We start from the raw sequence: 25,428 nt of genomic DNA, 5'->3' as shown, positions 1-25,428 counted from the left end.
TTATGCGTTATACGCATTCTCGCCGTGGCTGTTGACGTCCAGACCTTCGCGTTCCTGTTCTTCCGGTACGCGCAGACCCACCGTCATGTCCGCCAGCTTGTAGCCAATGAACGCGACAACGGCTGACCACACTACGGTGATAGCGATACTTTCCAGCTGCACCAGCACCTGATGCACCATGGTGACGCCTTCCGCGTAGCCCACGCCGCCCAGCGATTTCGCGGCGAAGATACCGGTCATGATACAGCCGATGATGCCGCACACGCCGTGCACGCCAAACACATCGCAAGGATCGTCCACGCGCAGCAGACGTTTCAGTGCGGTCACGCCCCACAGACCCGCTAGACCGGACACCAGGCCGACCAGCAGCGCGCCGCCCACGCCGACATAACCACACGCTGGCGTGATGCCAACCAGACCGGCAATCGCACCGGAACAGGCACCCAGCAGTGACGGTTTACCGCGAACGGCCCACTCGCCAAACACCCAGGAGAGGATTGCACCCGCCGTGGCCACAACGGTATTCACGAAGGCCAGCGCGGCGATTTCGTTTGCTGCGCTTGCAGAACCGGCGTTGAAGCCAAACCAGCCAAAGTAGAGGATAGCCGTACCGGTAAAGACCATCGGCAGGTTGTGCGGTTTGAACGCTTCTTTACCGAAGCCCACGCGCTTGCCAATCAGGTAGGCACCCACCAGACCCGCAACCGCGGCGTTGATGTGAACAACGGTACCGCCCGCAAAGTCCAGCGCGCCGTGCGTCGCCAGCAGACCACCGCCCCACACCATGTGCGCAATCGGCACATAGGAGAGGGTCAGCCAGACCACCACAAAGATCAGGACCGCAGAGAACCGAATACGCTCCGCCAGCGCGCCGACGATCAGCCCGACGGTAATGCAGGCAAACGAGCCCTGGAACGCCACGTGAATGTACTGATAGAAACTGCCCATCAGCGCGGTCAGCTCAATATTCTTCAGCATCACCCAGTCGAAGTTGCCAAAGAAGGCGTTGCCCGTGCCGAACGCCAGCGAGTAGCCGTAAACCACCCACAGCACGCAGACCAGTGCAAACGTCACGGCAACCTGCGTCAGCATGGAGAGAACGTTTTTGCCACGGATCAGGCCGCCGTAAAAGAGGGCAATGCCCGGAATAGACATGAACAGCACCAGCGCGGTGCTGATCATCATAAAGGCGTTATCAGCTTTGTCTGCCACCGCAGGAGCAGCCGCCAGCGCCAGGCCCGGCAGCAGTGCCAGCGAACCCAGACCCGTTTTAAGTGTTGCTATCTTCATTTTCTCGATCCCTATCACTGTGTGCCAGGAGTAACTTACAGTGCCGCTTCGTCAGATTCGCCGGTACGGATGCGAATGACGCGCTGCAGTTCGGCAACGAAAATTTTGCCGTCGCCAATTTTGCCGGTGTAGGCCGCTTTGCTAATGACATCAATCACTTCATCAAGCTGATCGTCAGCAATCGCAACGTCAATTTTTACTTTTGGCAGAAAGTTAACGCTGTATTCCGCCCCGCGATAAAGCTCGGCATGACCCTTCTGACGACCAAAGCCTTTCACTTCGGTGACAGTCAGTCCCTGAATACCCATTGAAGACAACGCTTCACGCACGTCTTCGAGTTTGAATGGTTTGATTACAACCGTAACCAGCTTCATAGATCCCCTCCAGTCAGAATTCGGTAATGGCCGCAGCTTACGCAGAAGGTATTGCAAGGGGTGTGCCAGAAATGAAAACGGGAAGGAATAGCGATGCGATGAGCGTTATACGGTCTTGATAGATGAAGAGGCGAAAAAAAACGCACCATGCCGGTGCAGGGTGCGTTTCAGTTTTGCACCAACAGGAATGACCGTTAGCGCGGCGCCTCATTTTAGTGCATCAGGCGCTAAGCGACTCTTCATCGCGCACGCTGGCGGCCAGCTCTTCGCCCGCCAGCTGCAGCTGGTACATCTGCCAGTAGCGCCCTTTTGCTTCCAGCAGCTCACGGTGCGTGCCGCGCTCCACGGCCTGTCCGCGATGCAGCACCAGAATGGTATCCGCGTCGACGATCGTGGAGAGGCGGTGGGCAATCACCACCAGCGTCGTATGGTCGCGCACGGCAGCCAGCGCCTGCTGGATGGCCTGCTCGGTGCCGGAGTCAATGCTGGCCGTGGCTTCGTCAAGAATCAGCACCTGCGGCGTTTCAATCAGGACGCGCGCCAGCGCCAGGAGCTGCTTTTGCCCCACGGAGAGATTGTTGCCCTGCTCGCCCAGCTTGGTATTGATCCCCTCGCTGAACCCGCGCGCCAGCTCCGCCAGCTGCACCGTTTCCAGCACCGCCCAAACCTGCGCCTCTGAATAGTCCCGCCCCAGGGTGACGTTGGCGTAGAAAGTATCGGCCAGCACGACCGGATCCTGCTGCACCATCGCAACGCCTTTGCGCAACACCGTGTGGCTAAGCGACGCGAGCGGGCGTCCGTCGAGGCGGATTTCGCCGTGCGTAACCGGGTAGTAGCCCATTAACAGGCTGGCCAGCGTGCTCTTGCCGCTGCCGGTATGCCCCACCAGCGCGACGAAACCGCGCGACGGAACGTCAAGCGTGATGTCCTGTAGTACCAGGCGGTCTTCGCGATAGGCAAACGAGACGTTATCAAAGGCGATAGCCCCGCTTTTCAGAGGACGCTCGTCATCGCCGTAGGCCTGCCGCGGCCTGTCCATTAGCTCAAACACGCGCTCACCGGCGACGACCGCCTGCTGCAGCATCGATTGCTGGGTGGTGAGCTCGATCAGCGGCTCGTTGAGGCGCCCCAGATAGCTAATAAAGGCGTACAACACGCCCACTTCAATCGTACCGTTTGAGCTCAGGCCAAAGAGCATCAGCAGCCCGCACAGCACCAGCGCAGAGAAAAGGCTCAGCAGCGGTCGCAGCAGGAATCCGTCCAGGCGAAGCGTCTGCATCCGCGCCATATAGTGCGAACGGCTGGCTTCGCCCATCCGCTCGCCAAAGCGCGCCTGCTGGCGGAACTGCTGGATGACGCTCATGCCGTTGATCACTTCATTGAAGCCGTCGTTGATGTCGGCCAGGTAGGCGCGCACCCGACGCACGATTGGCGTGCTGTAGCGCTGGTAAATCACCATGACGATCAGCACCGCCGGGAAGATAGTGATTGCCACCAGCGCCATGCGCCAGTCGAGGCTGAACATCGCGACAAGCATCGCGCCAATCAGCGCCGCGCTGCGCAATACGGTCGCCACCACGGTGACGTACAGATCGCGGATCACCTCGGTATCGTTGGTGACGCGCGAGATCACCTGCCCGACCGGCTGGATATCAAACTCGCTGAGCGGCTGGCGCAGCGCCGCGTCCATCACATCCGTACGCAGCTGCTGAACGACGCCCACGGCGGCCCGGTTAAACAGCAGCGACTGGGCATAGTGCAGCCCGGCTGCTGTCAGCTGTAAGCCCACGTAGGCCACGCCTAAGCCCGCCACCAGCCCGAGCGGCAGGTAGCTTTTGGCGACCATATTGTCGATGAAATAGCTGATGAGCAGCGGACCGCTCACCTCTGCAATCGCCGCAATCCAGAGTAAAAGCACGGCAACCGAGAGCGGTTTACGCCACGGCGAGCCGTAGGCCAGCAGACGTTTGAGCGTCGGCCACATCGTTCCGAGCTTACGCATTGGCGGCCTCCTCATCCTGCTCCGGCGCATCGTCCAATGCCGCTTCAAGCTGCTGATAGCGGTACATATCGCGATACCAGCCCGGCTGCTCGGCCAGCGCGTCATGCTGCCCTCGCTGGGCAATATGGCCGTGCTGTAAAACCAGAATTTCGCTGGCTTCGGTGAGCGCGGACAGGCGGTGGGCGCTGATAATAATTGTCCGTCCGTCGCCCCACTGGCGCAGGTTATGCAGAATTTGATGCTCGGTACGGCCGTCCACGGCGGACAGCGCGTCGTCCAGGATAAGGATTTCGGCATTCAGCAGCAGCGCGCGGGCAATGGAGATACGCTGTTTTTGCCCGCCGGACAGCATGACGCCGCGTTCCCCAACTTCCGTTTCGTAGCCCTGCGGCAGACGCAAAATATCATCATGTACGCTGGCTAAACGCGCCACGTGTTCAATCTCTTCCTGCGTCGCCCCGGGGCGTCCAAGGGCAATGTTGTTCGCCACGGTGTCCGAAAACAGGAACGGCGTCTGGCTGACCACCGCCAGGCGGCCACGCCACTCGTCAAGCAGCAGCCTGGTCAGGGGAATATCATGGAAGTGGATATCGCCCTCGATGACGTCAAAGTGGCGCTGAAGCAGAGAGAGCACGGTACTTTTGCCGGAACCCGTCGGGCCGCAGATGCCCAGCATCTGCCCTGGCTGAAGGGTAAAACTCACGTTTTCCAGTACCGGATGCGCCGTATGCGGATAGCTAAACTGACGGACGTCGACAGTCATGACGCCGCGTCCTTCCGGTAACGCCTCGCTACCGTCAATGACTACCGGCGCTTCGGCCAGCATGGCGCGGATGCGGCTATAGGCGGCGCTGCCGCGCTCCACGATGTTAAACATCCAGGCCAACGCCAGCATCGGCCAGATCATCAGCCCCAGATACATCGCAAAGCTGGTCAATTGCCCCAAGGTCAGCGTGCCCTGCACCACCATCCAGCTGCCGCCGCCAATCGCCAGCAGGTTTGCCATGCCAATCGCGATATAGATCGTCGGGTCAAAGCAGGCGTCGATACGCGCGACGCGCATGTTCTTCGCACCGGTGTCTGCGGCATCGGCCGCAAACAGCGCAGACTGCCGGTCTTCCAGGCCAAACGCTTTGATCATGCGGATGCTGGTCATGCTCTCCTGGGTGCGATCGTTCAGAGACGAAAACGCCGCCTGCGCCAGCTTGAAGCGCTCGTGCAGCTGTTCGCCATAGCGATTGATCGCCAGCGCCATGATCGGCATCGGCAGCAGGGCGAGCAGGGTCAGCTGCCAGCTGATCTGCGTGGACATCACGATCAGCACCGCACAGCCCATCACCAGCGAGTCCACCAGCGTCAGCACCCCTTCCCCGGCGGCAAAGACTACCCTGTCGACATCGTTAGTGGCGCGGGCGATAAGATCCCCGGTGCGGTGGCGCAGATAAAATTCGGGATGCTGTCGGCTCAGCTGGCGGTAAAAATCTTCACGCAGCTCAACGGCCAGCTGATAGGACGCACCAAACAGCAGCACGCGCCAGACGTAGCGCAGGAGATAGACAATCACCGCCGTCAGCACCAGCGTGCCGACCCACATCAACACCCGTGCGGTGGTGTAATGCTGTTCGGTGACGCCATCCACGACGTAGCCCACCACTTTCGGCGGGATCAGCTGCAGAATGGCAATAATGATAAGCAGGGCGACTGCGCCGAGGTAGCGTTGCCACTCCCGACGAAAGTACCAGCTTAATTGGGCAAATAATCGCACGCGGTTTGTTCCTGAAGGTATTTTACGTAGTTATTCAATGGGTAAGGCTGTGGTGTACTTAATCTGTTCCATGGCGAAGCTTGAGGTGACGTCCGATAAGCCCGGGACGCTGTTCACCAGCCGCTTGTAGAAATCATCATAGCGCTTCATGTCGGCCACCTGGACGCGCATCAGGTAATCGTACTCGCCGGCCATACGCCAGAAACCGAGCACTTCGGGCATCTCAGACACCTGAGTCACGAAGCGGCAATACCACTCGCTGCTGTGATGCTGCGTTTTTATCAGCACAAATGCCGTCAGCCCAAGCCCCAGCTTTTCGGGATCGAGTAACGCGACGCGCCCCAGAAGAATGCCGTCATCTTCCAGCTTCTTAAGGCGCTTCCAGCACGGGGTGGTGGTCAGATTAACGGCATCTGCCAGCACCTGCAAAGAGAGGGTACAGTCACTTTGCAGCAGTGAAAGGAGCTTGCGGTCAATTTTATCTAGCATAGCCACCTCAAAGAGAAAATTTTTCTCTCTCTATTCTATTTTAAAGGCCAGATAGCAACAATTTTTTCTGTGCTTTTCGCTATGCTGGGCACAAAATGACAAACGGATAACGACGATGAATAGCACTTGGGTTAAACATGCGATCAGCGAAATCAATGCCGACTATCAGCGCTCGGCGGATACGCACCTGATTCGCCTTTCCCTGCCGGGATTTGACGGCATTCAGCTCTATCTGAAAGACGAAAGCACCCATCCGACCGGTAGCCTGAAGCATCGCCTGGCGCGCTCGCTGTTTTTATACGGCTTATGTAACGGCTGGATCAAAGAAGGCACCACCATCATTGAATCCTCATCCGGTTCTACGGCGGTGTCCGAAGCCTATTTCGCCCGCCTGCTGGGCCTGCCGTTTATCGCGGTGATGCCGTCCTGCACCGCAAAACGCAAAATCGAACAGATCGAATTTTACGGCGGCCGCTGCCACTTCGTGGAAAGCGCCTGCGAAATCTACGCGGCCTCTGAAATGCTGGCCCGTGAACTCAACGGCCACTATATGGACCAGTTCACCTTCGCCGAGCGGGCGACGGACTGGCGCGGCAATAACAACATTGCCGACAGTATTTTCCGCCAGATGACCCACGAGCCGCACCCGGTTCCGTCGTACATTGTCATGAGCGCCGGTACCGGCGGCACGTCAGCAACCATTGGACGCTACATCCGCTGTCAGGGCTACGATACTCAGCTGATGGTGGTTGACCCGCAGAACTCCGTGTTCCTCGACTACTGGCAAAACCGCGACGCCGGGCTGCGCAGCCCGGTGGGCAGCAAAATTGAAGGGATTGGCCGCCCGCGCGTGGAGCCCTCTTTCATCCCTGACGTTGTGGATGAGATGCTGCGCGTGCCGGATGCCGCCAGCGTGGCAACCGCGCACTGGCTGGAAACGCAGCTGGGGCGCAAGGTGGGCGCATCGACGGGCACAAATATGTGGGGCGCGCTGCAGCTTGCCGCACGTATGCGCGAAACGGGTCGCACCGGCTCCATCGTCACGCTGCTGTGCGACAGCGGCGAGCGTTATCTTGAGACCTACTACAATGCGGAGTGGGTGCAGGCCAATATAGGCGACATCTCACCGTGGAAAGCGCAGATTGCGCAGCTGCTGAAATAAAAAAAAGCCAGACCGAAGCCTGGCTTGCTGGAAGGATCTCGCTATTCGGGGGAATAAGGGAGGTTGTTGTTGTCCAGCCAATGCGTCAAAAAATGGGACACGGCTTCGTTGCGACAGTGCCCTATAACCGGCAGATGGGGAAGCTCTGCTTTCAGCTGCGCCATTGCATTCCCCATAATCAGACCGCGGCCCACGCTGCCCAGCATTTCGCGGTCGTTCATGGCGTCGCCAAACGCCATGCATTCCTGCATCGTTAAGCCCAGATGGTCGCTCAACACCGCCAGCGCGGAGCCTTTGTTACAGCCCACCGGCAGCACTTCCAGACAATCCACCGCCGAGAAGGTTAAATGTGCCCGGTCGCTCAGCGCCTCATTCAGTTGGATCCGTAAGCGACGGAGATCGTCGTGATCGCCGCAGAAGCAGATCTTGGTTACCGCATGGGCGGGGATCCGACGCAGATCGACAATCTGGTATTTAAAGCCGCTGTAAACATGCGCGTGCAGCAAATCCGGGATTTCATGACCGGTAAACCAGCCCCGATCGTTAAAGACGTGGATGCTGGCCTGCGTGTCCCAGGTGCTGTGCAGCACGATGTCCGCCACCTCCGGGTTGAGATCCTGTCGGTACAGCACATCGCCTTCTACGGAGTGAATTCGCGTCCCGTTGCCGGTAATCAGAAAAGCGTCGAGGGAAAACGCGCCCAGCAAATGGCGCATTTCCAGCACGTGACGCCCGGTGGCAAACGTCAGGGTGACATTACGCTCGTGCAGGCGCTTCAGCGTGTTCAGGGTCTTCTCCCCTAAACGGTGATCCGGCATTAACAGCGTACCGTCCATATCAAATGCAGCGAGCCGAGCCATGATTACTCCCGAAATGTGATGCGGTTAACTTGTGCATCAGTATCGTGTGAGATATACGGAAGTAATAGTGAATAGATGATAATTATTGTTCCGGGTTTTTTATGCGCCAGCTCAATCGACTCAACCAGTATCACCGCCTGTGGCAGCCTTCCCTGGGAGCAACGCAACAGGTCACCATCAGCGAACTTGCCGCCCGCTGTTTTTGCAGCGAGCGTCATGTCCGAACGCTGCTGCGCCAGGCCCAGGAGGCGGGCTGGCTGAGCTGGCGAGCGCAGTCTGGCCGCGGCAAGCGGGGTGAGCTGACGTTCCACGTCGCGCCTGAGTCTCTGCGCAATACGATGATGGAGGAGGCGCTGAAGCGGGGCGAGCAGCACAACGCGCTTGAGCTTGCCCAGCTTGCCCCCGCTGAATTACGGTCGTTGCTGCATCCGTTTTTAGGCGGGCAGTGGCAAAACGACACGCCGACGCTGCGCATTCCCTATTACCGCTCGCTGGATCCGCTTCAGCCGGGGTTTTTACCCGGCCGGGCGGAGCAGCATCTGGCAGGACAGGTCTTCTCCGGACTGACGCGATTTAACGGTAACAGCAGCGAACCCACCGGCGACCTGGCGCATCACTGGGAGGTCTCCGCTGACGGGCTGCGCTGGCATTTCTACATTCGTTCCACGCTGCACTGGCATAACGGCGATAAAATCGAAACCGGGCAGCTTCAGCAAAGCCTTAATGCGCTTTTTGCCTTGCCTGCCCTGCGCAAACTGTTCCAGAGCGTGTTACGCGTTGACGTTACCCACCCCCAGTGTCTGACCTTTACGCTGCACCAGCCGGATTACTGGCTGGCACACCGCCTGGCCACCTACTGTAGCCGGCTTGCACATCCCGAACTGCCCATGACGGGCAGCGGCCCTTTCAGACTCAGCGTGTATGAGCCGGATCTGGTTCGCCTGGAAAGCCACGAACAGTACCACCTCAGCCATCCCCTGCTTAAGGCTATCGAGTACTGGATCACGCCGTCGCTGTTTGACCAAGGGTTAGGGACCAGCTGTCGCCATCCGGTGCAGATCGCCATTGGCGAGCCGGATGAACTGAAGAGCCTGCGCCTGGTGACGAACAGCACCAGTCTGGGCTTTTGCTACCTCACTCTGAAGCAAAGCCCGCGCCTGAGCGACATGCAGGCTCGTCGACTCATCAACATCATTCATCTCTCGACGCTTCTGCATACGCTTCCGCTTAATGAAGGGCTGATTACCCCAACAGAGGAGTTGCTCCCCGGCTGGGCGATCCCTCAGTGGCCAGATTTAGCTCATGTCCCTCTGCCGAAGAAACTAACCCTGATTTACCATTTACCGGTTGAGTTACACACGATGGCGCGCCAGCTAAAACAGTACCTTGCACAGCAGGGCTGCGAACTTACGGTTATCTTTCACGATGCAAAAACCTGGGACGGGTGCCAGCAACTGGCGGACGCCGACATCATGATGGGCGACAGGCTGATTGGCGAAGCGCCGGAATATACGCTTGAGCAGTGGCTGCGCTGTGATGCCCTCTGGCCCCACGTTCTTAGCGCTCCGCAATATGCTCATCTTCAGGCTACCCTTGATGCGGTACAGACTCAGGCCGACGAACGGGCCAGAGATGCCGGGCTTAGGGCCATCTTCTCCCGGCTCATGGAAAAGGCGGCGATCACTCCCCTGTTCAATTATCAGTATCAAATCAGCGCCCCGCCGGGCGTCAACGGCATTCGCCTCAACACCCGCGGCTGGTTTGACTTCACCGAGGCCTGGCTGCCCGCGCCCAAATCGTGAAGAAGCTGGTCGCCGTCGTGGTCTGACGGTAACATAACGTTTTTACCGTAACAGTCGAGATGATTTATGAAACGTGCCGTCGTCGTGTTCAGCGGAGGACAAGACTCTACTACCTGCCTGGTTCAGGCTCTCCATCAATACGATGAAGTTCACTGCGTCACTTTCGATTATGGTCAGCGTCATCGCGCTGAAATCGACGTTGCGCGTGAACTTGCCCTGAAACTTGGCGCACGCGCGCACAAGGTGCTGGACGTTACGCTGCTAAATGAACTGGCCGTGAGCAGCCTCACCCGGGACAGTATTCCCGTTCCGGACTACGAACCCGATGCCAGCGGTATTCCAAATACCTTCGTACCGGGCCGTAATATTCTTTTCCTGACCCTGACGGCGATCTATGCCTACCAGGTAAAAGCCGAAGCGGTGATCACCGGCGTATGCGAGACCGACTTCTCCGGCTACCCGGACTGCCGTGATGAGTTCGTGAAAGCGTTAAACCACGCCGTCAATCTGGGCATGGCGAAAGAGACGCGCTTTGAAACCCCGCTCATGTGGCTGGATAAAGCCGAAACCTGGGCGCTGGCGGACTACTGGGGCAAGCTGGATCTGGTTCGCAGTGAAACCCTCACCTGCTATAACGGCATCAAAGGCGACGGTTGCGGCCAGTGCGCGGCCTGTAATCTTCGCGCTAACGGGCTGAATCACTATTTTGCCGATAAGGTCGGCGTGATGGCCGCGATGAAGAAAAAGACCGGGCTTAAATAACGCTACTTAACCGTGCTGTCGAATAGTTTTACGCCGGCAGCACGCGTCACTTTCATTAGCGTCGTCAGCGTTGGGTTGCCGTTGTCTGATAGGGTTCTGTATAGCTGCTGACGAGATAGACCTGCTTTAGCAGCGATTTCACCTATGCCACCTCGGGATTCGACAACACGTCTTAACGCGATTAAGTATGCAGGGATCCCCTGCTCTTCATAAATCTCATCCAACGCAACCTGCAGATATAGCTGAGCGTATGAAGGGTTTTCACGAAGCATTTTTACGACGGCTTCATCATGGCTGACGGAACTAGAAAATTTTCGTTGGCTCTTGCTCATCCGGTTTATCCTTTTGATGTTCTTTCCAGTAATCTATTGCCAGTTTCACATCCGTCTTTTGACTCTTTTTGTCACCGCCAATCAGCAACAACAAGATCTTCCAATGTTGTACCGCAAAATAGATTCGATAACCGGGACCACAATCAATTTTCAATTCCCAGATCCCGTCTCTGAGATATCGGTAATCGCCGAAATTCCCTTTCTCAGCACGGTCAATTCGCAGAAGGATCCGAAACACTAACTCCGGATCCTTTCGCTTCATTCTGGCCACCCACTCCTCAAACGGCACTTTTCCGTCATGGGTACGGTAACGTTCAACAACGTAGTCCCTGTCCATTATTCTATCCCTGAAAAATCCTTCTGTCTTTTATAAAAGACAAAATTTTAAGCGATCATCAATTCCAGCTTTTCCCGCAACTCCCCTTCCAGCGGCAGCGCTTTCTGCGTTTTCAGATCGATACAGACAAAGGTGATCAGCGCATCAGCGACCACCTGCCCTTCCGGATCGAGCGTCACTACCTGGCTTAACACCCCGCTTTTGCCATTGATCTGCTGCACCTGGCTGGTTACCGTGAGCACATCGCCCAGCACGGCCGGGCGCCGGTAGTTGATGTTGATATTGACGACCACGAACGCGATGTTGTGCGCGGTCAGCCACTGAAAGCTTTCGCTGTTTTCCAGCCCGTCCCAGCGCGCTTCTTCAAGAAACTCAAGATAGCGAGCGTTGTTCACATGCTGGTAAACGTCGAGATGGAAACCGCGTACTTTGATTTTTGTCTGCATAGCGCAATAGCCTTTACTGTTATTGTAGGATGAGAGGTCATAACTGGTATGACCTCTTTATCCTGGCAAAATTTTGCCGCAGTGCAAGAAATTGCGTAATTACAACGTCAGGTGTGAGAGGTTGCGCTCAACCAGCGCGCTGCCCATGCCCGGCACCTGTTTGAGATCGTCGACCGTTTTGAAAGGACCATACTCTTCACGGTAGCTGACGATAGCCTGCGCTTTTTTCAGGCCGACACCGTTCATCGCGCGGGCCAGATCTTCCGCAGAGGCCGAATTGATGCTGACCCGCGTACCGTCATCATCCGCATTTTTACCGACGTCAGCCGCTTTGGTTTGCCCCTGCACCTGCGCTGCCGCGTCGGACCTGCTCTGCGTAGCCTGTGGCTTTGCGGCGGGCGTCGCCGCCAGCGCGCCAGCGCTCATTCCGGTGGTGGCGATAGCCAGCGTAATTAACAGTGCTTTGATTCCACGTTTCATGCTGTTTTCTCCTTGTTTGTTGACAGCCACGTCACGATAGCCGCCCGCGAAAACCGGCACAAACAGCAGATTGCAGAAATGGAAAAGGCCGCGAAGGCGGCCTTTAGTTATTGCAGAGCGTTACGAAAATCTGCGAGCAGACGCGTAATTACTGCTGCTGAGTCATGACATCGCCCAGCTTGATTTTGGCTTCTTTACGCAGGTTGCTCATCATGGCTTCGAAGGCAATCTGGGCATTGTTCTGGGTAATGCCCTGAACCATCGCCTTCTTCTGCGCGTCCGGCAGGGTGCCGGCTTTCACTTCATCCAGCGCCAGCAGGACGACGTTACCCTGCGCATCGGTAGTGGTACCGAAGCTTGGCTTGTCCTTCGCAGGCAGAGTCAGAGCAAACGCGGCCTGGCTGATTGAGTCCTGACCGGTACGGCCCAGCGTTTTCGCTTCACCGAAGCTCAGGCCAGCCGCTTTCAGCGCGTCTTCTTTACCCGCTTTCAGATCGGACAGAATCTTCTCAGCATCCAGTTTCGCCTGCTGTTCCGCCTTGTTGTGCTTAACCTGAGCGACAACCCGATCCTTCACGTCCACCAGCGGTTTAACCGCTTCTGGCTTGTGCTCGCTGACGCGCAGCACAAACGCGCGATCGCCGTCGACGGTAATGATGTCAGAGTTACTGCCCGGCGTGCCGTTCTCACCCACCAGACCACCGTTGAAGATGGCATCAGAAACCGGTTTGAAGTTCAGCTCTTCCGGCAGGTTGTCACGGCCAAACCAGCCGGTCTCAACCGCCTTCACGCCCGCCGCCTGCTCTGCGCCTGCCAGCGATTCGTTGTCGTTGCTGGCCGCATCGCTTACCTTCTGCTGCAGCGCGTAGTAGGCATCCAGCGCTTTTTCCTGCTTCACTTTCGCCGCGATATCGTCGCGAACGTCAGCCAGCGGCTTGGTTTTTGCCGCGGTGATGTCGTCCAGACGCACGACCAGGAAACCAACTGAAGACTTAATCACGCCTGAAAGCTGGCCTTTCTCTTTCAGACCGGCATTTTTCAGCTCGTCCGGCGTGGTGGCGTCTTCCAGCCAGCCCATATCGCCGCCGTTTTTCGCAGAGATAATGTCGGTGGATTTCGCTTTCGCAACGGTGGCGAAATCAGCGCCTTTGCTCAGCTCGTCCAGTACCGCTTTGGCCTCAGCCTCGGTTTTGGTCTGGATCACGCTGTAGCGGTTACGCTGCGGCTGTGTGAACTGATCCTGATGCTGGTCGTAGTAAGACTGAATTTCCGCGTCAGACGCGCTTTCCTGCAGCGCGGCCGCATCCAGCTTGATGTAGCTCACGCGGAACTGCTCTGGGGAAACAAAGGAATTCTTGTTTTGCTCGTAGTAAGCGTTCAGTTCAGCGTCGCTTACCTGCTGTTTCGCCGCCAGGGCGTTCACATCAATTGTCGCTTCGCGTACAACGCGCTGTTGCGCCACCAGCGCCGCCAGTTCGTCCGTTTCACCTTTGAGCATGAAATCGGTGCCCACAACGGCATTGATGAGCTGCTGGGTGGTCAGCTGGTTACGCAGCGCCTGAGCGTACTGATCGGCCGTCATCCCCATCTGGTTGACGATACTGTTGTAACGCGCGTTGTCGAACTTCCCGTTAGACTGGAAGGCCTGAGTGGCGAAGATCGCTTTTTTCACCTGCTCGTCGCTGATGCCAAGGCCCAGTTTTTTGGCATACTGATCCAGCAGCGCTTCGTCGATAAGACGATTCAGCGTCTGTTGGCGCAGGGTCTTCATATACCCTTCGTTCGCCGCCAGTTCAGAGAATTGGTCGCCCAGCTGTTGCTGCATACGGTTACGTTCACCGGCAAAAGCATTCTCGAACTGACCACGGCTGATCTCCTGGCCATTCACTTTTGCGGCGTAGTTTGCGCCACCGCCAATAAGGTAACTGCTCACGCCGGTCAATATGAACGACACGATAATGATACCGAAAATAATCTTGAGCACGAGACTGTTAGCAGCCGTGCGTAAGCTGTCCATCATGGTGTAACAACACTCCGCTGTAGGTGACTGGTTACCTGACGCTGACGGAAAATCCTGCCCGTCGCGCGTGAAGGCGTATTGTGACAAGAAAACGGGGCGATTGTCAGCCCACAACTCGCATAAACTCGCACAAATCAGGTCTGGACAAACAAAAAAGGCACATCAAATGATGCGCCCTTGTACTTTCCGGCTTCCCTGAAACGGGAAAGCAATCAGTTTACTGCGTCTTTCAGCGCTTTACCTGCACGGAAACCCGGCACTTTAGCAGCAGCAATGGTGATCTCTTTACCGGTCTGAGGGTTGCGGCCAGTACGGGCAGCACGCTCTTTAACAGCAAAAGTACCGAAGCCTACCAGTGCAACGTCGTCTCCAGCCTGCAGAGATTCAGTAACAGAAGCAATTAATGCATCTAACGCACGTCCAGCTGCAGCTTTAGAAATATCAGCACCAGCAGCAATTTTGTCAATCAGTTGAGATTTATTCACTGTTCTCTTCCTCTCTTTATAATTTATATCGCGCCTGAATCCTTCACAACGCGACCGCGCAGCAGTTATATCAGGCCTGCCATGACCTTACAACACCCGTTGTTGATGGCTGACCTAATCAGCAATCTAAATTAGCTATACAAAAAAAGGCTGGCAAGTGCGAAATGACTTACCAGCCTTGTTTTTATTGACGCTCTTTGCGCGAGGTCACTATTTTGCGGTTACAACCTGCATTCCTGAAGGTTCATTTTGCAATGCGAGGCTAAGAACTTCCTCAATGCGCTTAACAGGATGGATCTGCAGGTCAGCAATCACGTTGTCCGGAATCTCTTCCAGATCGCGTTTATTTTCATAAGGGATCAATACGGTTTTGATCCCACCGCGGTGTGCCGCCAGCAGTTTTTCTTTTAATCCACCAATCGGCAGAACCTGACCGCGCAGCGTAATTTCACCGGTCATTGCGACATCGGCACGCACCGGGTTACCTGTCAGACAGGAAACCAGAGCGGTACACATGGCAATACCCGCGCTTGGGCCATCTTTCGGCGTCGCCCCTTCAGGCACGTGGACGTGGATGTCGCGTTTTTCGTAGAAATCAGGGTTGATACCCAGTTTCTCCGCGCGCGCGCGCACCACGGTCAGCGCCGCCTGAATGGACTCCTGCATCACTTCACCCAGCGAGCCGGTGTAGGTCAGTTTGCCTTTGCCCGGCACACAGGCGGTTTCGATGGTCAGCAGATCGCCGCCCACTTCCGTCCATGCCAGACCGGTCACCTGGCCAACGCGGTTTTCGTTGTCCGCGCGACCGTAGTCGAAGCGCTGAACGCCCAGGTACGCATGCAGATTGTCGCCGTTAATCACAATGTGTTTCAGGCTCTTATCCAGCAGCAGCTGTTTCACCGCCTTACGGCACAGCTTAGAGATTTCACGCTCAAGGCTACGCACGCCCGCTTCACGGGTGTAGTAGCGAATGATGCCAATAATCGCGCTGTCCTCGACGGTCAGCTCGTTGGCTTTCAGCGCGTTACGCTCAATCTGCTTCGGCAGCAGGTGCTGCTTGGCGATGTTCAGCTTCTCGTCTTCGGTATAGCCGGAGAGACGGATCACTTCCATACGGTCCAGCAGCGGGGCCGGAATGTTCATGGAGTTGGAGGTTGCCACGAACATCACGTCGCTCAGGTCGTAGTCCACTTCCAGGTAGTGATCGCTGAACGCCACGTTCTGTTCTGGATCAAGCACTTCCAGCAGGGCAGACGCCGGATCGCCGCGCATGTCCGACGACATTTTGTCGATCTCATCGAGCAGGAACAGCGGGTTTTTAACGCCCACTTTCGCCATCTTCTGGATCAGTTTACCCGGCATAGAGCCGATGTAAGTACGGCGGTGACCGCGGATTTCCGCTTCATCGCGTACGCCACCCAGCGCCATACGGATATACTTACGTCCGGTCGCTTTGGCGATGGACTGACCCAGAGAGGTTTTACCCACCCCCGGCGGTCCGACCAGGCACAGAATCGGGCCTTTAATTTTGTTCACACGGCTTTGTACCGCGAGGTACTCAAGAATGCGGTCTTTGACGCGTTCCAGGCCGTAGTGGTCGGTGTCCAGGATCTCCTGCGCCTGACGCAGGTCTTTTTTGACCTTGCTGCGGGCGTTCCACGGAACCTGTACCATCCATTCAATGTAGCCGCGAACGACGGTCGCTTCAGCCGACATTGGAGACATCATTTTCAGCTTCTGCAGTTCCGCTTCGGCCTTCTCTTTCGCCTCTTTCGGCATTTTCGCCGCGTCGATCTTACGCTTCAGCGCTTCGTTTTCGTCCGGCGCGTCGTCCATCTCGCCCAGTTCTTTCTGAATGGCCTTCATTTGCTCATTCAGATAGTACTCACGCTGGGACTTCTCCATCTGCTTTTTCACGCGGTTGCGAATACGCTTCTCAACCTGCAGCAGATCGATTTCGGACTCCATCATCGCCATCAGGTATTCCAGACGTTCGTTAACGTCGGACATTTCCAGCACGGACTGTTTGTCAGCCAGCTTCAGCGGCATGTGTGCAGCGATGGTGTCCGCCAGACGTGCAGGATCGTCGATGCTGTTCAGCGACGTCAGCACTTCTGGTGGGATTTTCTTGTTCAGCTTGATATAGCCTTCAAACTGGCTAATCGCGGTGCGCACCAGCACTTCCTGCTCGCGCTCATCAAGCTCGGGCGAATCAAGGTACTCTGCCTTGGCAGAGAAATGTTCACCGTCGTCTGACAGAGTGGTAATACGCGCACGCTGCAGCCCTTCTACCAGCACCTTCACGGTGCCGTCAGGCAGCTTCAGCATCTGCAAAATAGAGGCCACGGTCCCGACGGTGAAAAGATCGTTTACACCCGGCTCATCCGTTGATGCTTCTTTCTGCGCCACCAGCATGATTTTTTTATCATGATCCATAGCGGCTTCGAGGCAACGGATAGATTTTTCCCGCCCTACAAATAAGGGTATGACCATGTGCGGATAAACCACCACATCGCGCAACGGCAATACGGGGATTTCAATGCGTTCAGAACGCTCAGGATTCATAGAGCTCTCTCTTAGTTAGTGTCCGCCAGGTAAGCTGGTCATGTCACTGTGCTTCACATAACCATTAACATGTATCCAGTATATGGGGATGTTTCCCACACATTCAACGCTATGAATACGGAAAAAGTAAAGGGGAGATAAAATCCCCCCTTTTTGATTAACTGCTTGTATGATTTGGTGAATTATTCGCCAGATGCCTGCTGTGCTTCCGGCTTGCCGTAAATCAGCAGCGGCTTGGTTTGACCGCTGATGACCGACTCGTCAATCACCACTTTATCCACGTCTTCCATAGACGGCAGGTCGTACATGGTGTCGAGCAGCGCCGCTTCAACGATAGAACGCAGACCACGGGCACCGGTTTTACGGACCATCGCTTTCTTGGCAATCGCATCCAGCGCTTCGTCGCGGAATTCCAGGTCAACGCCTTCCAGATTGAACAGCGCCTGATACTGCTTGGTCAGCGCATTTTTTGGCTCTTTCAGGATCTGGATCAGCGCGTCTTCGCTCAGCTCGTTCAGCGTTGCCACAACCGGCAGACGACCGATGAACTCAGGGATCAGACCGAATTTGATCAGATCTTCCGGTTCAACCTGAGACAGCAGCTCGCCTTCGTTCGGTTTTTCGGCCGTCGATTTCACCGTTGCGCCAAAACCAATGCCGGAGCCGGTTTCAACACGGTGGGAGATGACTTTATCCAGACCGGCAAACGCGCCGCCACAGATAAACAGGATTTTGGAGGTATCAACCTGCAGGAACTCCTGCTGCGGATGTTTACGACCACCCTGCGGCGGAACGGCAGCAACCGTACCCTCGATCAGCTTCAGCAGCGCCTGCTGCACGCCTTCACCGGACACGTCACGGGTGATGGACGGGTTGTCGGATTTACGGGAGATCTTGTCGATCTCATCGATATATACAATCCCGCGCTGGGCTTTTTGTACGTCGTAATCGCACTTCTGCAGCAGTTTCTGGATGATGTTTTCGACGTCCTCACCCACATAACCGGCCTCGGTCAGGGTGGTGGCATCTGCCATGGTGAACGGAACATCAAGCAGACGCGCCAGGGTCTCAGCCAGCAGCGTTTTACCGGAACCGGTTGGGCCGATCAGCAGAATGTTACTTTTACCCAGTTCTACGCCGTTGCTGGTATCGCCATTGCGCAGGCGTTTGTAGTGGTTATAGACCGCTACCGCCAGCACTTTCTTGGCCTGCTCCTGACCGATGACGTAGTCGTCAAGGTGATGACGAATTTCATGCGGCGTTGGCAGCGCGCTGCGCTCACGGTGCGGTGCGACTTCTTTAATCTCTTCGCGAATGATGTCGTTACATAAATCGACGCATTCGTCGCAGATATACACGGACGGCCCGGCAATCAGTTTACGCACTTCATGCTGGCTTTTGCCGCAAAAAGAGCAGTACAGCAGTTTGCCCGAACCATCTTTGCGTTTATCTGTCATGAGTCCAAACCTCTTTTTAAGTTCTTTGTGCCGCACATGACGACGCAAATGCCATTCTAAGACGCAAGCTGCATTCAGCAACGTGCCGCCCTACCTTAGTATAGCGGCACACTCGCGTCGCGGGCATCAATTACGATGGGTCAACACGGAGTCGACTAAGCCGTACTCAACTGCCTCTGAAGCAGAGAGGAAGCGATCGCGCTCGGTATCGCGCTCGATCTGCTCGAGGGGTTGACCCGTATGCTGCGCCATAAGTTCATTCATGCGCGCTTTTACTTTCAGAATTTCGCGGGCGTGGATTTCAATATCCGTCGCCTGCCCCTGGTAACCGCCCAGCGGCTGGTGAATCATCACGCGGGAATTTGGCAAGCAGAAACGCTTGCCCTTCGCCCCTGCGGTTAACAGGAAGGCACCCATAGATGCGGCCTGACCCATACAGATCGTGCTGACATCCGGTTTGATGAATTGCATGGTGTCATAAATGGACATCCCTGCTGTAATCACGCCACCCGGGGAGTTAATGTACAGGTAAATGTCTTTTTCCGGGTTTTCCGCTTCCAGAAACAGCATCTGCGCCACGATCAGGTTAGCCATGTGGTCTTCTACCTGGCCGGTCAGAAAGATAACGCGTTCCTTGAGCAGACGGGAATAGATATCAAAAGAACGCTCACCACGTGAGGTCTGTTCAATAACCATTGGCACCAGAGCCATATGGGGTGCAAAGTTATCTCGTTCGCCACTGTATGACATTTCCGTCTCCTGGATCAAAATTGAAAACACCTGCTGTACTGATTGTAACCTTACGGACGAATTATCAGCCAGTCTCATTCATCATGATTACGTACTTATGGGGTTCGCAGTGCCCTATTTCAAGCATAACAACCTTTTGTTGTTACGCTAACACCGAAAGGGCGTTTTAGCACTCTTCCTGGGCTCAAGCTGCGATAAAAAAAACCCGCTGCCGCAAGGCAACGGGTTTTCTGTTCAAACTTTAAACCGTTGGGGCGAAATTACGCCTGCTGGTTCATCAGTTCGTTGAAAGAGGTCGCTTTTTCGGTCACTTTCGCTTTCGCCAGTACCGCTTCAACAGCCTGCTCTTCCAGGGCAACGTTGCGCATGTTGTCCATCAGCTCTTTGTTCTTACTGTAGAACTCGATCACTTCTGATGGATCTTCGTATGCAGAGGCCATCTCTTCGATCAGGCCTTTCACACGCTCTTCGTCAGCTTTCAGCTCGTGGGTACGAATCACTTCGCCCAGCAGCAGGCCAACCACAACGCGGCGTTTCGCTTGCTCTTCAAACAGTTCGCGAGGCAGTTCCATCGCTTGCTGCTGGTTGCCACCGAAACGCTGTGCAGCCTGACGGCGCAGAACGTCGATTTCGCTGTCGATCAGGGCAGCTGGAACGTCGATGTCGTTGGCTTTCACCAGACCTTCGATCGCCTGAGATTTCACACGGTTACGCACAGCACCGTTCAGCTCGCGTTCCATGTTCTTACGCACTTCGGTACGCAGACCCGCTACGGAACCATCTTCCACGCCGAAACGCTTGATGAATTCTTCAGTCAGTTCTGGCAGTTCGCGCTCTTCCACTTTCTTCAGGTTGATAACGAACTTCGCTGCTTTACCTTTCAGGTTTTCAGCGTGGTATTCTTCCGGGAAGGTCACGTCGATAGTGAACTCTTCGCCAGCCTTGTGGCCTTTGATACCGTCTTCAAAGCCTGGGATCATACGACCCTGGCCCATTGCCAGTACGAAGTCAGACGCTTTGCCGCCTTCGAACTCTTCGCCGTCTACAGAACCGGTGAAGTCGATGGTGACACGGTCTTCAGCGTCAACAGCGCCTTCTTTCTCTTTCCAGTTCGCCTGCTGCTTGCGCAGGGTATCCAGCATGCCGTCAACGTCTTCGTCAGTCACGGAGACAATCGGCTTTTCAACTTCGATAGATTCCAGACCTTTCAGCTCAACTTCCGGGTACACTTCGAACTCTACGGAGTAGGTGAAGTCTTCGCCCAGTTTGTATTCGCCTGGAACGTAGTTTGGCGCACCGGCCGGATTGATTTTTTCTTTGATGATCGCATCAATAAAGTTACGGCTCATCAGTTCACCCAGCACATCCTGACGCACGGAAGCGCCATAACGCTGAGCAACAACATTCATTGGTACTTTGCCCTTACGGAAGCCGTCAATACGTACTTTTTTTGCTACGTTGACCAGCTCGCTTTTCACAGCAGTTTCGATGCTGTCAGCAGCGATAGTAATCGTTACACGGCGGCCAAGGCCTTGAGTGGTTTCAACTGAAACTTGCATCTTGTTACCTCAAAAAAATCACAGTGCTCGGTCAACTCTGAATCTGTCTGTTATACCGGGATGCTCTCTTAGTGCAGATTCACATTCCCTGTCGCCAGAATCATCCCGAAGACATTCAATAAGACGCGGCATTATAGCGGCATCACTTAGGTGAGTCGAGAACGGTTGGGGCATGTTGCTGCGGCTTTTTTCACACTTTAAGGCTATTTTTAGCCTTAAAATCGCACCATCCGCTCAAAACTCAGACAAAACAAAACGGCCCGGAGGCCGTTTTGAGGAAATCTGTAAGCAACATACTGGAAAAGCTCCAGCCGTTGCAAATCCGATTTATCAGGCGATAGTGCCTGCACCGCGACAGGGCGGGGATGCGAAAACCGTATCCTGCAAACCTTCCCATTCCTTAATGGTGTAGGTATGCAGTGCCAGCGCATGCACGGTCGTGGAGAGTTCTTCCGTCAAGGTGCTGTAGATCAAGCGATGTCGATTCAGGAAACGTTCTCCCGTGAAGCGATCGCTAACCAGAACCACTTTAAAGTGGCTTTCAGAACCTGCCGGCACGTTATGACGATAGCTTTCGTCGACGACTTCGAGGAACACAGGGTTGAACGCTGCCCTTAATTTATCTTCTATCTGCTCACGTATCATCATGAAATTACTCCTCCGACAACGCCAGGATGTCACCCATCCCTTTAAATATTAGCCGCTTTTACCGTTTCCATTACATCTTGACAACAAATATTTAGCTTTCGTCTGATTTTCTCATTCAAACGAATGAAGTTCACTCTGTGACTCATACGTTTTGTCACACACGGATTGGGAAAAACGGGGAACTGGTCAGTTTTCGGACAAGGCGATGAATTTACATGCGTTGACCACTTCCCCTCGCCGTTGGCGATGTTATGATGGCGACAATTTTTCTCTTTATATGCTTACGATTCGTTGAGAACCCGAAAATGTTAAAAAAACTCTTCTTTCCGTTGGTAGCCCTTTTTATGCTGGCAGGCTGCGCTACCCCGCCGACCACCATTGATGTCTCACCAAAAATCACGTTGCCTCAGCAGGATCCAAGCCTGATGGGCGTTACCGTGAGCATTAACGGTGCCGATCAGCGTCAGGATCAGGCCCTGGCAAAAGTGACCCGCGATAACCAGCAGGTGACCCTGACCGCTTCCCGCGACCTGCGCTTCCTGCTGCAGGAAGTGCTGGAGAAACAGATGACCTCCCGTGGCTATATGGTTGGCCCAAGCGGCGCGGTGGATCTGCAGATCATCGTGAACAACCTGTACGCTGACGTGTCTCAGGGTAACGTGCGCTACAACATCGCCACTAAAGCGGATATCGCCATCATCGCCACCGCGAAGAACGGCAACAAGATGACCAAGAACTATCGTGCGAGCTACTCTGTCGAAGGCGCGTTCCAGGCCTCGAATAAAAATATTGCTGATGCGGTTAACAGCGTGCTGACGGATACCATTTCCGATATGGCGCAGGACACCAGCATTCACGACTTCATCAAGCAGAACGCGCGCTAATCCTGCCAGCTGACCCGGTACATCGCCGGGTCAGTTTTATAAAACATGTCCAGCCATTACTTACGCATTTTCCAGCAACCGAAATCAGCGATTCTGCTGATCCTCGGCTTTGCCTCGGGTTTACCCCTCGCGCTCACCTCCGGTACGCTTCAGGCGTGGATGACGGTTGAGAATATCGATCTTAAAACCATCGGCTTCTTCTCGCTTGTGGGCCAGGCCTATGTCTTTAAGTTCCTGTGGTCTCCGGTGATGGATCGCTACACGCCGCCTTTCCTCGGGCGTCGACGCGGCTGGCTGGTGATGACGCAGATCCTGCTGCTGCTGGCCATTGCGGGAATGGGTTTTCTTGAACCCAGCACGCAGCTTCGCTGGATGGCCGCGCTTGCGGTAGTCATTGCCTTCTGTTCCGCCTCTCAGGATATCGTGTTCGACGCCTGGAAGACGGACGTATTACCTGCGGAAGAGCGCGGTGCCGGTGCCGCCATTAGCGTGCTGGGCTATCGCCTTGGGATGCTGGTTTCCGGCGGGCTGGCGCTGTGGCTGGCAGACCGTTACTTAGGCTGGCAGGGCATGTACTGGCTGATGGCCGCCCTGCTGATCCCCTGCATTATCGCAACGCTCTTCGCGCCCGAGCCGAGCGACGTTATCCCGGTACCCCGCTCGCTGGAGCAGGCCGTTGCCGAACCGCTGCGCGACTTCTTTGGCCGCAACAACGCCTGGCTTATCCTGTTGCTCATTGTCCTTTATAAGCTGGGCGATGCCTTTGCCATGAGCCTGACCACCACCTTCCTGATCCGGGGTGTCGGTTTTGACGCCGGAGAAGTGGGCGTGGTGAACAAAACGCTGGGGCTGTTTGCAACCATCGTTGGGGCACTGTATGGCGGGGTGCTGATGCAGCGCCTGACGCTGTTTCGCGCGCTGCTGATTTTCGGCATCCTTCAGGGCGCCTCTAACGCGGGCTACTGGCTGCTGTCGATTACCGACAAACATACGGTCAGCATGGCCGCGGCGGTGTTCTTCGAAAACCTCTGCGGCGGCATGGGCACTGCGGCGTTTGTCGCCCTGCTGATGACCCTGTGCAACAAGTCGTTTTCCGCCACCCAGTTCGCGCTGCTCTCGGCGCTCTCCGCCGTTGGCCGCGTGTACGTTGGCCCGATTGCCGGCTGGTTCGTGGAAGCCCACGGTTGGCCAACCTTTTACCTCTTCTCGGTCGTGGCTGCCGTGCCGGGAATTTTATTGCTGCTGGTCTGCCGCCGGACGCTGGAATATACCCAGCGGACAGAACACTTTATGCCGCGTACCGAATATCACCGCGCCTACCGTTTTGCGTTACGTCTGTTAATGGCGGGCTGCGTAGCGCTGGCACTCTGGCTTGTGGTGCTGATTATTAACGCCAGCACGTCACTGGCACTCCCGTTTGAAGCCCTGCTGCTGGATGCAGGCGCCCTGCTGGCTATTGCCGGGATCCTGACCGGGGGACTGCTCGATTTCATGGCGTTGCGTAAAACGCAGATGACCTGAAGAAAAAGGCGAAAGGTTATTTCCCGTTGTAATCACTAACCGAAATTATAACGGCGAAATAGCCAACAACCGCTAAAAAAAATATTTGTTGTTTTGTGCGGGATAGGATTTGGAAATTATTGGCTCCAGTTCCAAAACGCTATTTTTCATTAAACGATTCAGCATTCGATAGTTTGATTTTTCGTTTTTTAGATGTCTTTTTATTGATAATTAATTGTTAATTTTTTGTTTATTTTTAACAATGGTTATACCAATTGCCCCTTTTAGGGTATGCTTAGGGGTCCTTTCGTTATAAAGCCCACGCCATGCGGCTTCAGTCATAAAAACCGACATAATTTGCAACACTTGTGACATGTGCGGCAGAACCCGGTAACACCTTCCTGACACAGGCCTAATGATGTTTACAGTAATGTAACCTTCCCGTAAAATGCCCGCACACTTTAAACGCCACCAGACTCCGTGGAATTGAGGTCGTTAAATGAGACTCGGGAAATACAATAAAAGTTTGGGATGGTTGTCATTATTCGCGGGCACTGTATTACTCAGTGGCTGCGATTCTGCACTACTAGACCCCAAAGGACAGATTGGACTGGAACAACGTTCACTGATACTGACGGCTTTTGGCCTGATGTTGATTGTGGTTATTCCTGCCATTTTGATGGCTGTTGGTTTCGCCTGGAAGTATCGTGCGAGCAATAAAGATGCGAAGTATAGCCCTAACTGGTCACACTCCAATAAAGTGGAAGCTGTGGTCTGGACGGTACCTATCCTGATCATCCTGTTCCTTGCCGTGCTGACCTGGAAAACCACTCACGCACTTGAGCCAAGCAAACCGCTGGTTCACGATGAGAAACCTATTACCATTGAAGTGGTCTCCATGGACTGGAAATGGTTCTTCATCTATCCAGAGCAGGGTATTGCTACCGTGAATGAAATCGCCTTCCCGGCGAACACTCCGGTTCAGTTCAAAGTGACCTCCAACTCCGTAATGAACTCCTTCTTCATCCCACGTCTGGGTAGCCAGATTTACGCGATGGCCGGTATGCAGACCAACCTGCACCTGATCGCGAATGAAGCAGGCACCTATGATGGTATCTCCGCCAGCTATAGCGGCCCGGGCTTCTCAGGTATGAAGTTCAAAGCTATTGCAACGCCAGACCGTGCCGCTTTCGACCAGTGGGTTGAAAAAGCGAAGCAGTCTCCAAACACCATGTCTGACATGGCGGCGTTCGAAAAAGTGGCTGCACCTAGCGAATACAACAAGGTGGAGTACTTCTCTAATGTGAAACCTGATTTGTTCAAAGACGTTATTGGCAAATTTATGGATCACGGCAAGAGCATGGACATGACCCAGCCTGAAGGCGAGCACAGCGCGCACGAAGGTATGGAAGGCATGGACATGAGCCACGCGGAAACCGCTCACTAAGGGGCCGAGGAA

General features: G+C 55.1%; 23 protein-coding genes. 6 read left to right on the top strand and 17 right to left on the bottom strand.

Going from position 1 to position 25,428, the window contains the following annotated elements; all coding sequences use genetic code 11:
- From amtB to FY206_RS06345, 5 genes are all read right to left on the bottom strand, one after another.
- Nucleotides 1-1,290 carry an ammonium transporter AmtB gene (gene amtB / locus FY206_RS06365; RefSeq protein ID WP_032638510.1) on the bottom strand — a complete coding sequence of 430 codons (1,290 nt, stop codon included), beginning with the start codon at nucleotides 1,288-1,290 and terminating at the stop codon, nucleotides 1-3.
- 35 nt (nucleotides 1,291-1,325) lie between these two features.
- Entirely contained in the window at nucleotides 1,326-1,664 is a 339-nt protein-coding gene (glnK, locus tag FY206_RS06360; protein WP_008503304.1) for a P-II family nitrogen regulator, read from the bottom strand.
- 220 nt (nucleotides 1,665-1,884) lie between these two features.
- Nucleotides 1,885-3,666: a SmdB family multidrug efflux ABC transporter permease/ATP-binding protein gene (locus FY206_RS06355; RefSeq protein ID WP_032638508.1), complete on the bottom strand. Its 1,782-nt coding sequence runs from the start codon at nucleotides 3,664-3,666 to the stop codon at nucleotides 1,885-1,887.
- The gene (locus FY206_RS06350) at nucleotides 3,659-5,431 is read right to left on the bottom strand and encodes a SmdA family multidrug ABC transporter permease/ATP-binding protein (protein WP_032638506.1); all 1,773 of its coding nucleotides are present in this window, start codon (nucleotides 5,429-5,431) and stop codon (nucleotides 3,659-3,661) included. Before FY206_RS06350 ends, FY206_RS06355 begins: the two co-directional genes overlap by 8 nt.
- Before the next feature lie 30 nt (nucleotides 5,432-5,461).
- Nucleotides 5,462-5,920 carry an Lrp/AsnC family transcriptional regulator gene (locus tag FY206_RS06345; protein ID WP_032638504.1) on the bottom strand — a complete coding sequence of 153 codons (459 nt, stop codon included), beginning with the start codon at nucleotides 5,918-5,920 and terminating at the stop codon, nucleotides 5,462-5,464.
- Nucleotides 5,921-6,035: 115 nt separating this feature from the next.
- Here FY206_RS06345 and FY206_RS06340 point away from each other — a divergent pair, with 115 nt between their 5' ends.
- Complete coding sequence (locus tag FY206_RS06340; protein WP_032638502.1) at nucleotides 6,036-7,082, top strand: PLP-dependent cysteine synthase family protein; 1,047 nt, start codon at nucleotides 6,036-6,038, stop codon at nucleotides 7,080-7,082.
- Between the two features lie 41 nt (nucleotides 7,083-7,123).
- On the opposite strand, the gene cof is transcribed toward FY206_RS06340, so the two are convergent.
- On the bottom strand, nucleotides 7,124-7,942 hold the full coding sequence (cof, locus tag FY206_RS06335) for an HMP-PP phosphatase (RefSeq protein WP_032638500.1): 819 nt from the start codon (nucleotides 7,940-7,942) through the stop codon (nucleotides 7,124-7,126).
- Between the two features lie 101 nt (nucleotides 7,943-8,043).
- On the opposite strand from cof, the gene FY206_RS06330 reads away from it, so the two are divergent.
- The gene (locus FY206_RS06330; protein ID WP_032638498.1) at nucleotides 8,044-9,744 is read left to right on the top strand and encodes an SgrR family transcriptional regulator; all 1,701 of its coding nucleotides are present in this window, start codon (nucleotides 8,044-8,046) and stop codon (nucleotides 9,742-9,744) included.
- A gap of 66 nt (nucleotides 9,745-9,810) precedes the next feature.
- A complete protein-coding gene (queC, locus tag FY206_RS06325; RefSeq protein WP_032638496.1) occupies nucleotides 9,811-10,506 on the top strand; it encodes a 7-cyano-7-deazaguanine synthase QueC in 696 nt (231 codons plus the stop codon).
- A gap of 2 nt (nucleotides 10,507-10,508) precedes the next feature.
- On the opposite strand, the gene FY206_RS06320 is transcribed toward queC, so the two are convergent.
- The 11 genes from FY206_RS06320 to bolA form a co-directional block, all read right to left on the bottom strand.
- Complete coding sequence (locus FY206_RS06320) at nucleotides 10,509-10,838, bottom strand: addiction module antidote protein (protein WP_032638493.1); 330 nt, start codon at nucleotides 10,836-10,838, stop codon at nucleotides 10,509-10,511.
- Complete coding sequence (locus FY206_RS06315; protein ID WP_077064111.1) at nucleotides 10,810-11,175, bottom strand: type II toxin-antitoxin system RelE/ParE family toxin; 366 nt, start codon at nucleotides 11,173-11,175, stop codon at nucleotides 10,810-10,812. The genes FY206_RS06320 and FY206_RS06315 overlap by 29 nt, the downstream gene beginning before the upstream one ends.
- Before the next feature lie 47 nt (nucleotides 11,176-11,222).
- Nucleotides 11,223-11,621, bottom strand: a complete 399-nt coding sequence (locus FY206_RS06310; protein WP_024906822.1) for a YbgC/FadM family acyl-CoA thioesterase — start codon at nucleotides 11,619-11,621, stop codon at nucleotides 11,223-11,225.
- Between the two features lie 99 nt (nucleotides 11,622-11,720).
- Nucleotides 11,721-12,101: a helix-hairpin-helix domain-containing protein gene (locus FY206_RS06305; protein WP_032638486.1), complete on the bottom strand. Its 381-nt coding sequence runs from the start codon at nucleotides 12,099-12,101 to the stop codon at nucleotides 11,721-11,723.
- Nucleotides 12,102-12,249: 148 nt separating this feature from the next.
- Nucleotides 12,250-14,121, bottom strand: coding sequence for a peptidylprolyl isomerase (gene ppiD / locus FY206_RS06295; RefSeq protein ID WP_032638484.1), 1,872 nt, complete (start codon nucleotides 14,119-14,121; stop codon nucleotides 12,250-12,252).
- Nucleotides 14,122-14,333: 212 nt separating this feature from the next.
- Complete coding sequence (hupB, locus tag FY206_RS06290; protein WP_002444653.1) at nucleotides 14,334-14,606, bottom strand: nucleoid-associated protein HU-beta; 273 nt, start codon at nucleotides 14,604-14,606, stop codon at nucleotides 14,334-14,336.
- Between the two features lie 210 nt (nucleotides 14,607-14,816).
- Nucleotides 14,817-17,171: an endopeptidase La gene (gene lon / locus FY206_RS06285; protein WP_023334706.1), complete on the bottom strand. Its 2,355-nt coding sequence runs from the start codon at nucleotides 17,169-17,171 to the stop codon at nucleotides 14,817-14,819.
- 182 nt (nucleotides 17,172-17,353) lie between these two features.
- The gene (gene clpX, locus FY206_RS06280) at nucleotides 17,354-18,628 is read right to left on the bottom strand and encodes an ATP-dependent protease ATP-binding subunit ClpX (protein WP_032638483.1); all 1,275 of its coding nucleotides are present in this window, start codon (nucleotides 18,626-18,628) and stop codon (nucleotides 17,354-17,356) included.
- A 126-nt stretch (nucleotides 18,629-18,754) separates the two neighbouring features.
- Complete coding sequence (clpP, locus tag FY206_RS06275; protein WP_008503317.1) at nucleotides 18,755-19,378, bottom strand: ATP-dependent Clp endopeptidase proteolytic subunit ClpP; 624 nt, start codon at nucleotides 19,376-19,378, stop codon at nucleotides 18,755-18,757.
- A gap of 260 nt (nucleotides 19,379-19,638) precedes the next feature.
- Nucleotides 19,639-20,937, bottom strand: coding sequence for a trigger factor (gene tig / locus FY206_RS06270; protein WP_032638481.1), 1,299 nt, complete (start codon nucleotides 20,935-20,937; stop codon nucleotides 19,639-19,641).
- 330 nt (nucleotides 20,938-21,267) lie between these two features.
- Nucleotides 21,268-21,585 (bottom strand): transcriptional regulator BolA, encoded by a 318-nt coding sequence (bolA, locus tag FY206_RS06260; protein ID WP_013095855.1) that lies wholly within the window; start codon nucleotides 21,583-21,585, stop codon nucleotides 21,268-21,270.
- A 305-nt stretch (nucleotides 21,586-21,890) separates the two neighbouring features.
- Here bolA and FY206_RS06255 point away from each other — a divergent pair, with 305 nt between their 5' ends.
- The 3 genes from FY206_RS06255 to cyoA all read left to right on the top strand — a co-directional run bounded on the left by FY206_RS06255 (nucleotide 21,891) and on the right by cyoA (nucleotide 25,416).
- Entirely contained in the window at nucleotides 21,891-22,469 is a 579-nt protein-coding gene (locus FY206_RS06255) for a lipoprotein (RefSeq protein ID WP_028017643.1), read from the top strand.
- Between the two features lie 45 nt (nucleotides 22,470-22,514).
- Nucleotides 22,515-23,990, top strand: coding sequence for a muropeptide MFS transporter AmpG (ampG, locus tag FY206_RS06250; RefSeq protein WP_045889971.1), 1,476 nt, complete (start codon nucleotides 22,515-22,517; stop codon nucleotides 23,988-23,990).
- Nucleotides 23,991-24,468: 478 nt separating this feature from the next.
- Nucleotides 24,469-25,416 (top strand): cytochrome o ubiquinol oxidase subunit II, encoded by a 948-nt coding sequence (gene cyoA, locus FY206_RS06245; RefSeq protein ID WP_014882770.1) that lies wholly within the window; start codon nucleotides 24,469-24,471, stop codon nucleotides 25,414-25,416.
- Nucleotides 25,417-25,428 lie beyond the last annotated feature (12 nt).

Source organism: Enterobacter chengduensis (assembly GCF_001984825.2).
Taxonomy (GTDB): domain Bacteria; phylum Pseudomonadota; class Gammaproteobacteria; order Enterobacterales; family Enterobacteriaceae; genus Enterobacter; species Enterobacter chengduensis.
Note: the sequence above shows the minus strand (reverse complement) of the source record. Positions and strands in the feature narration are given on the sequence as shown.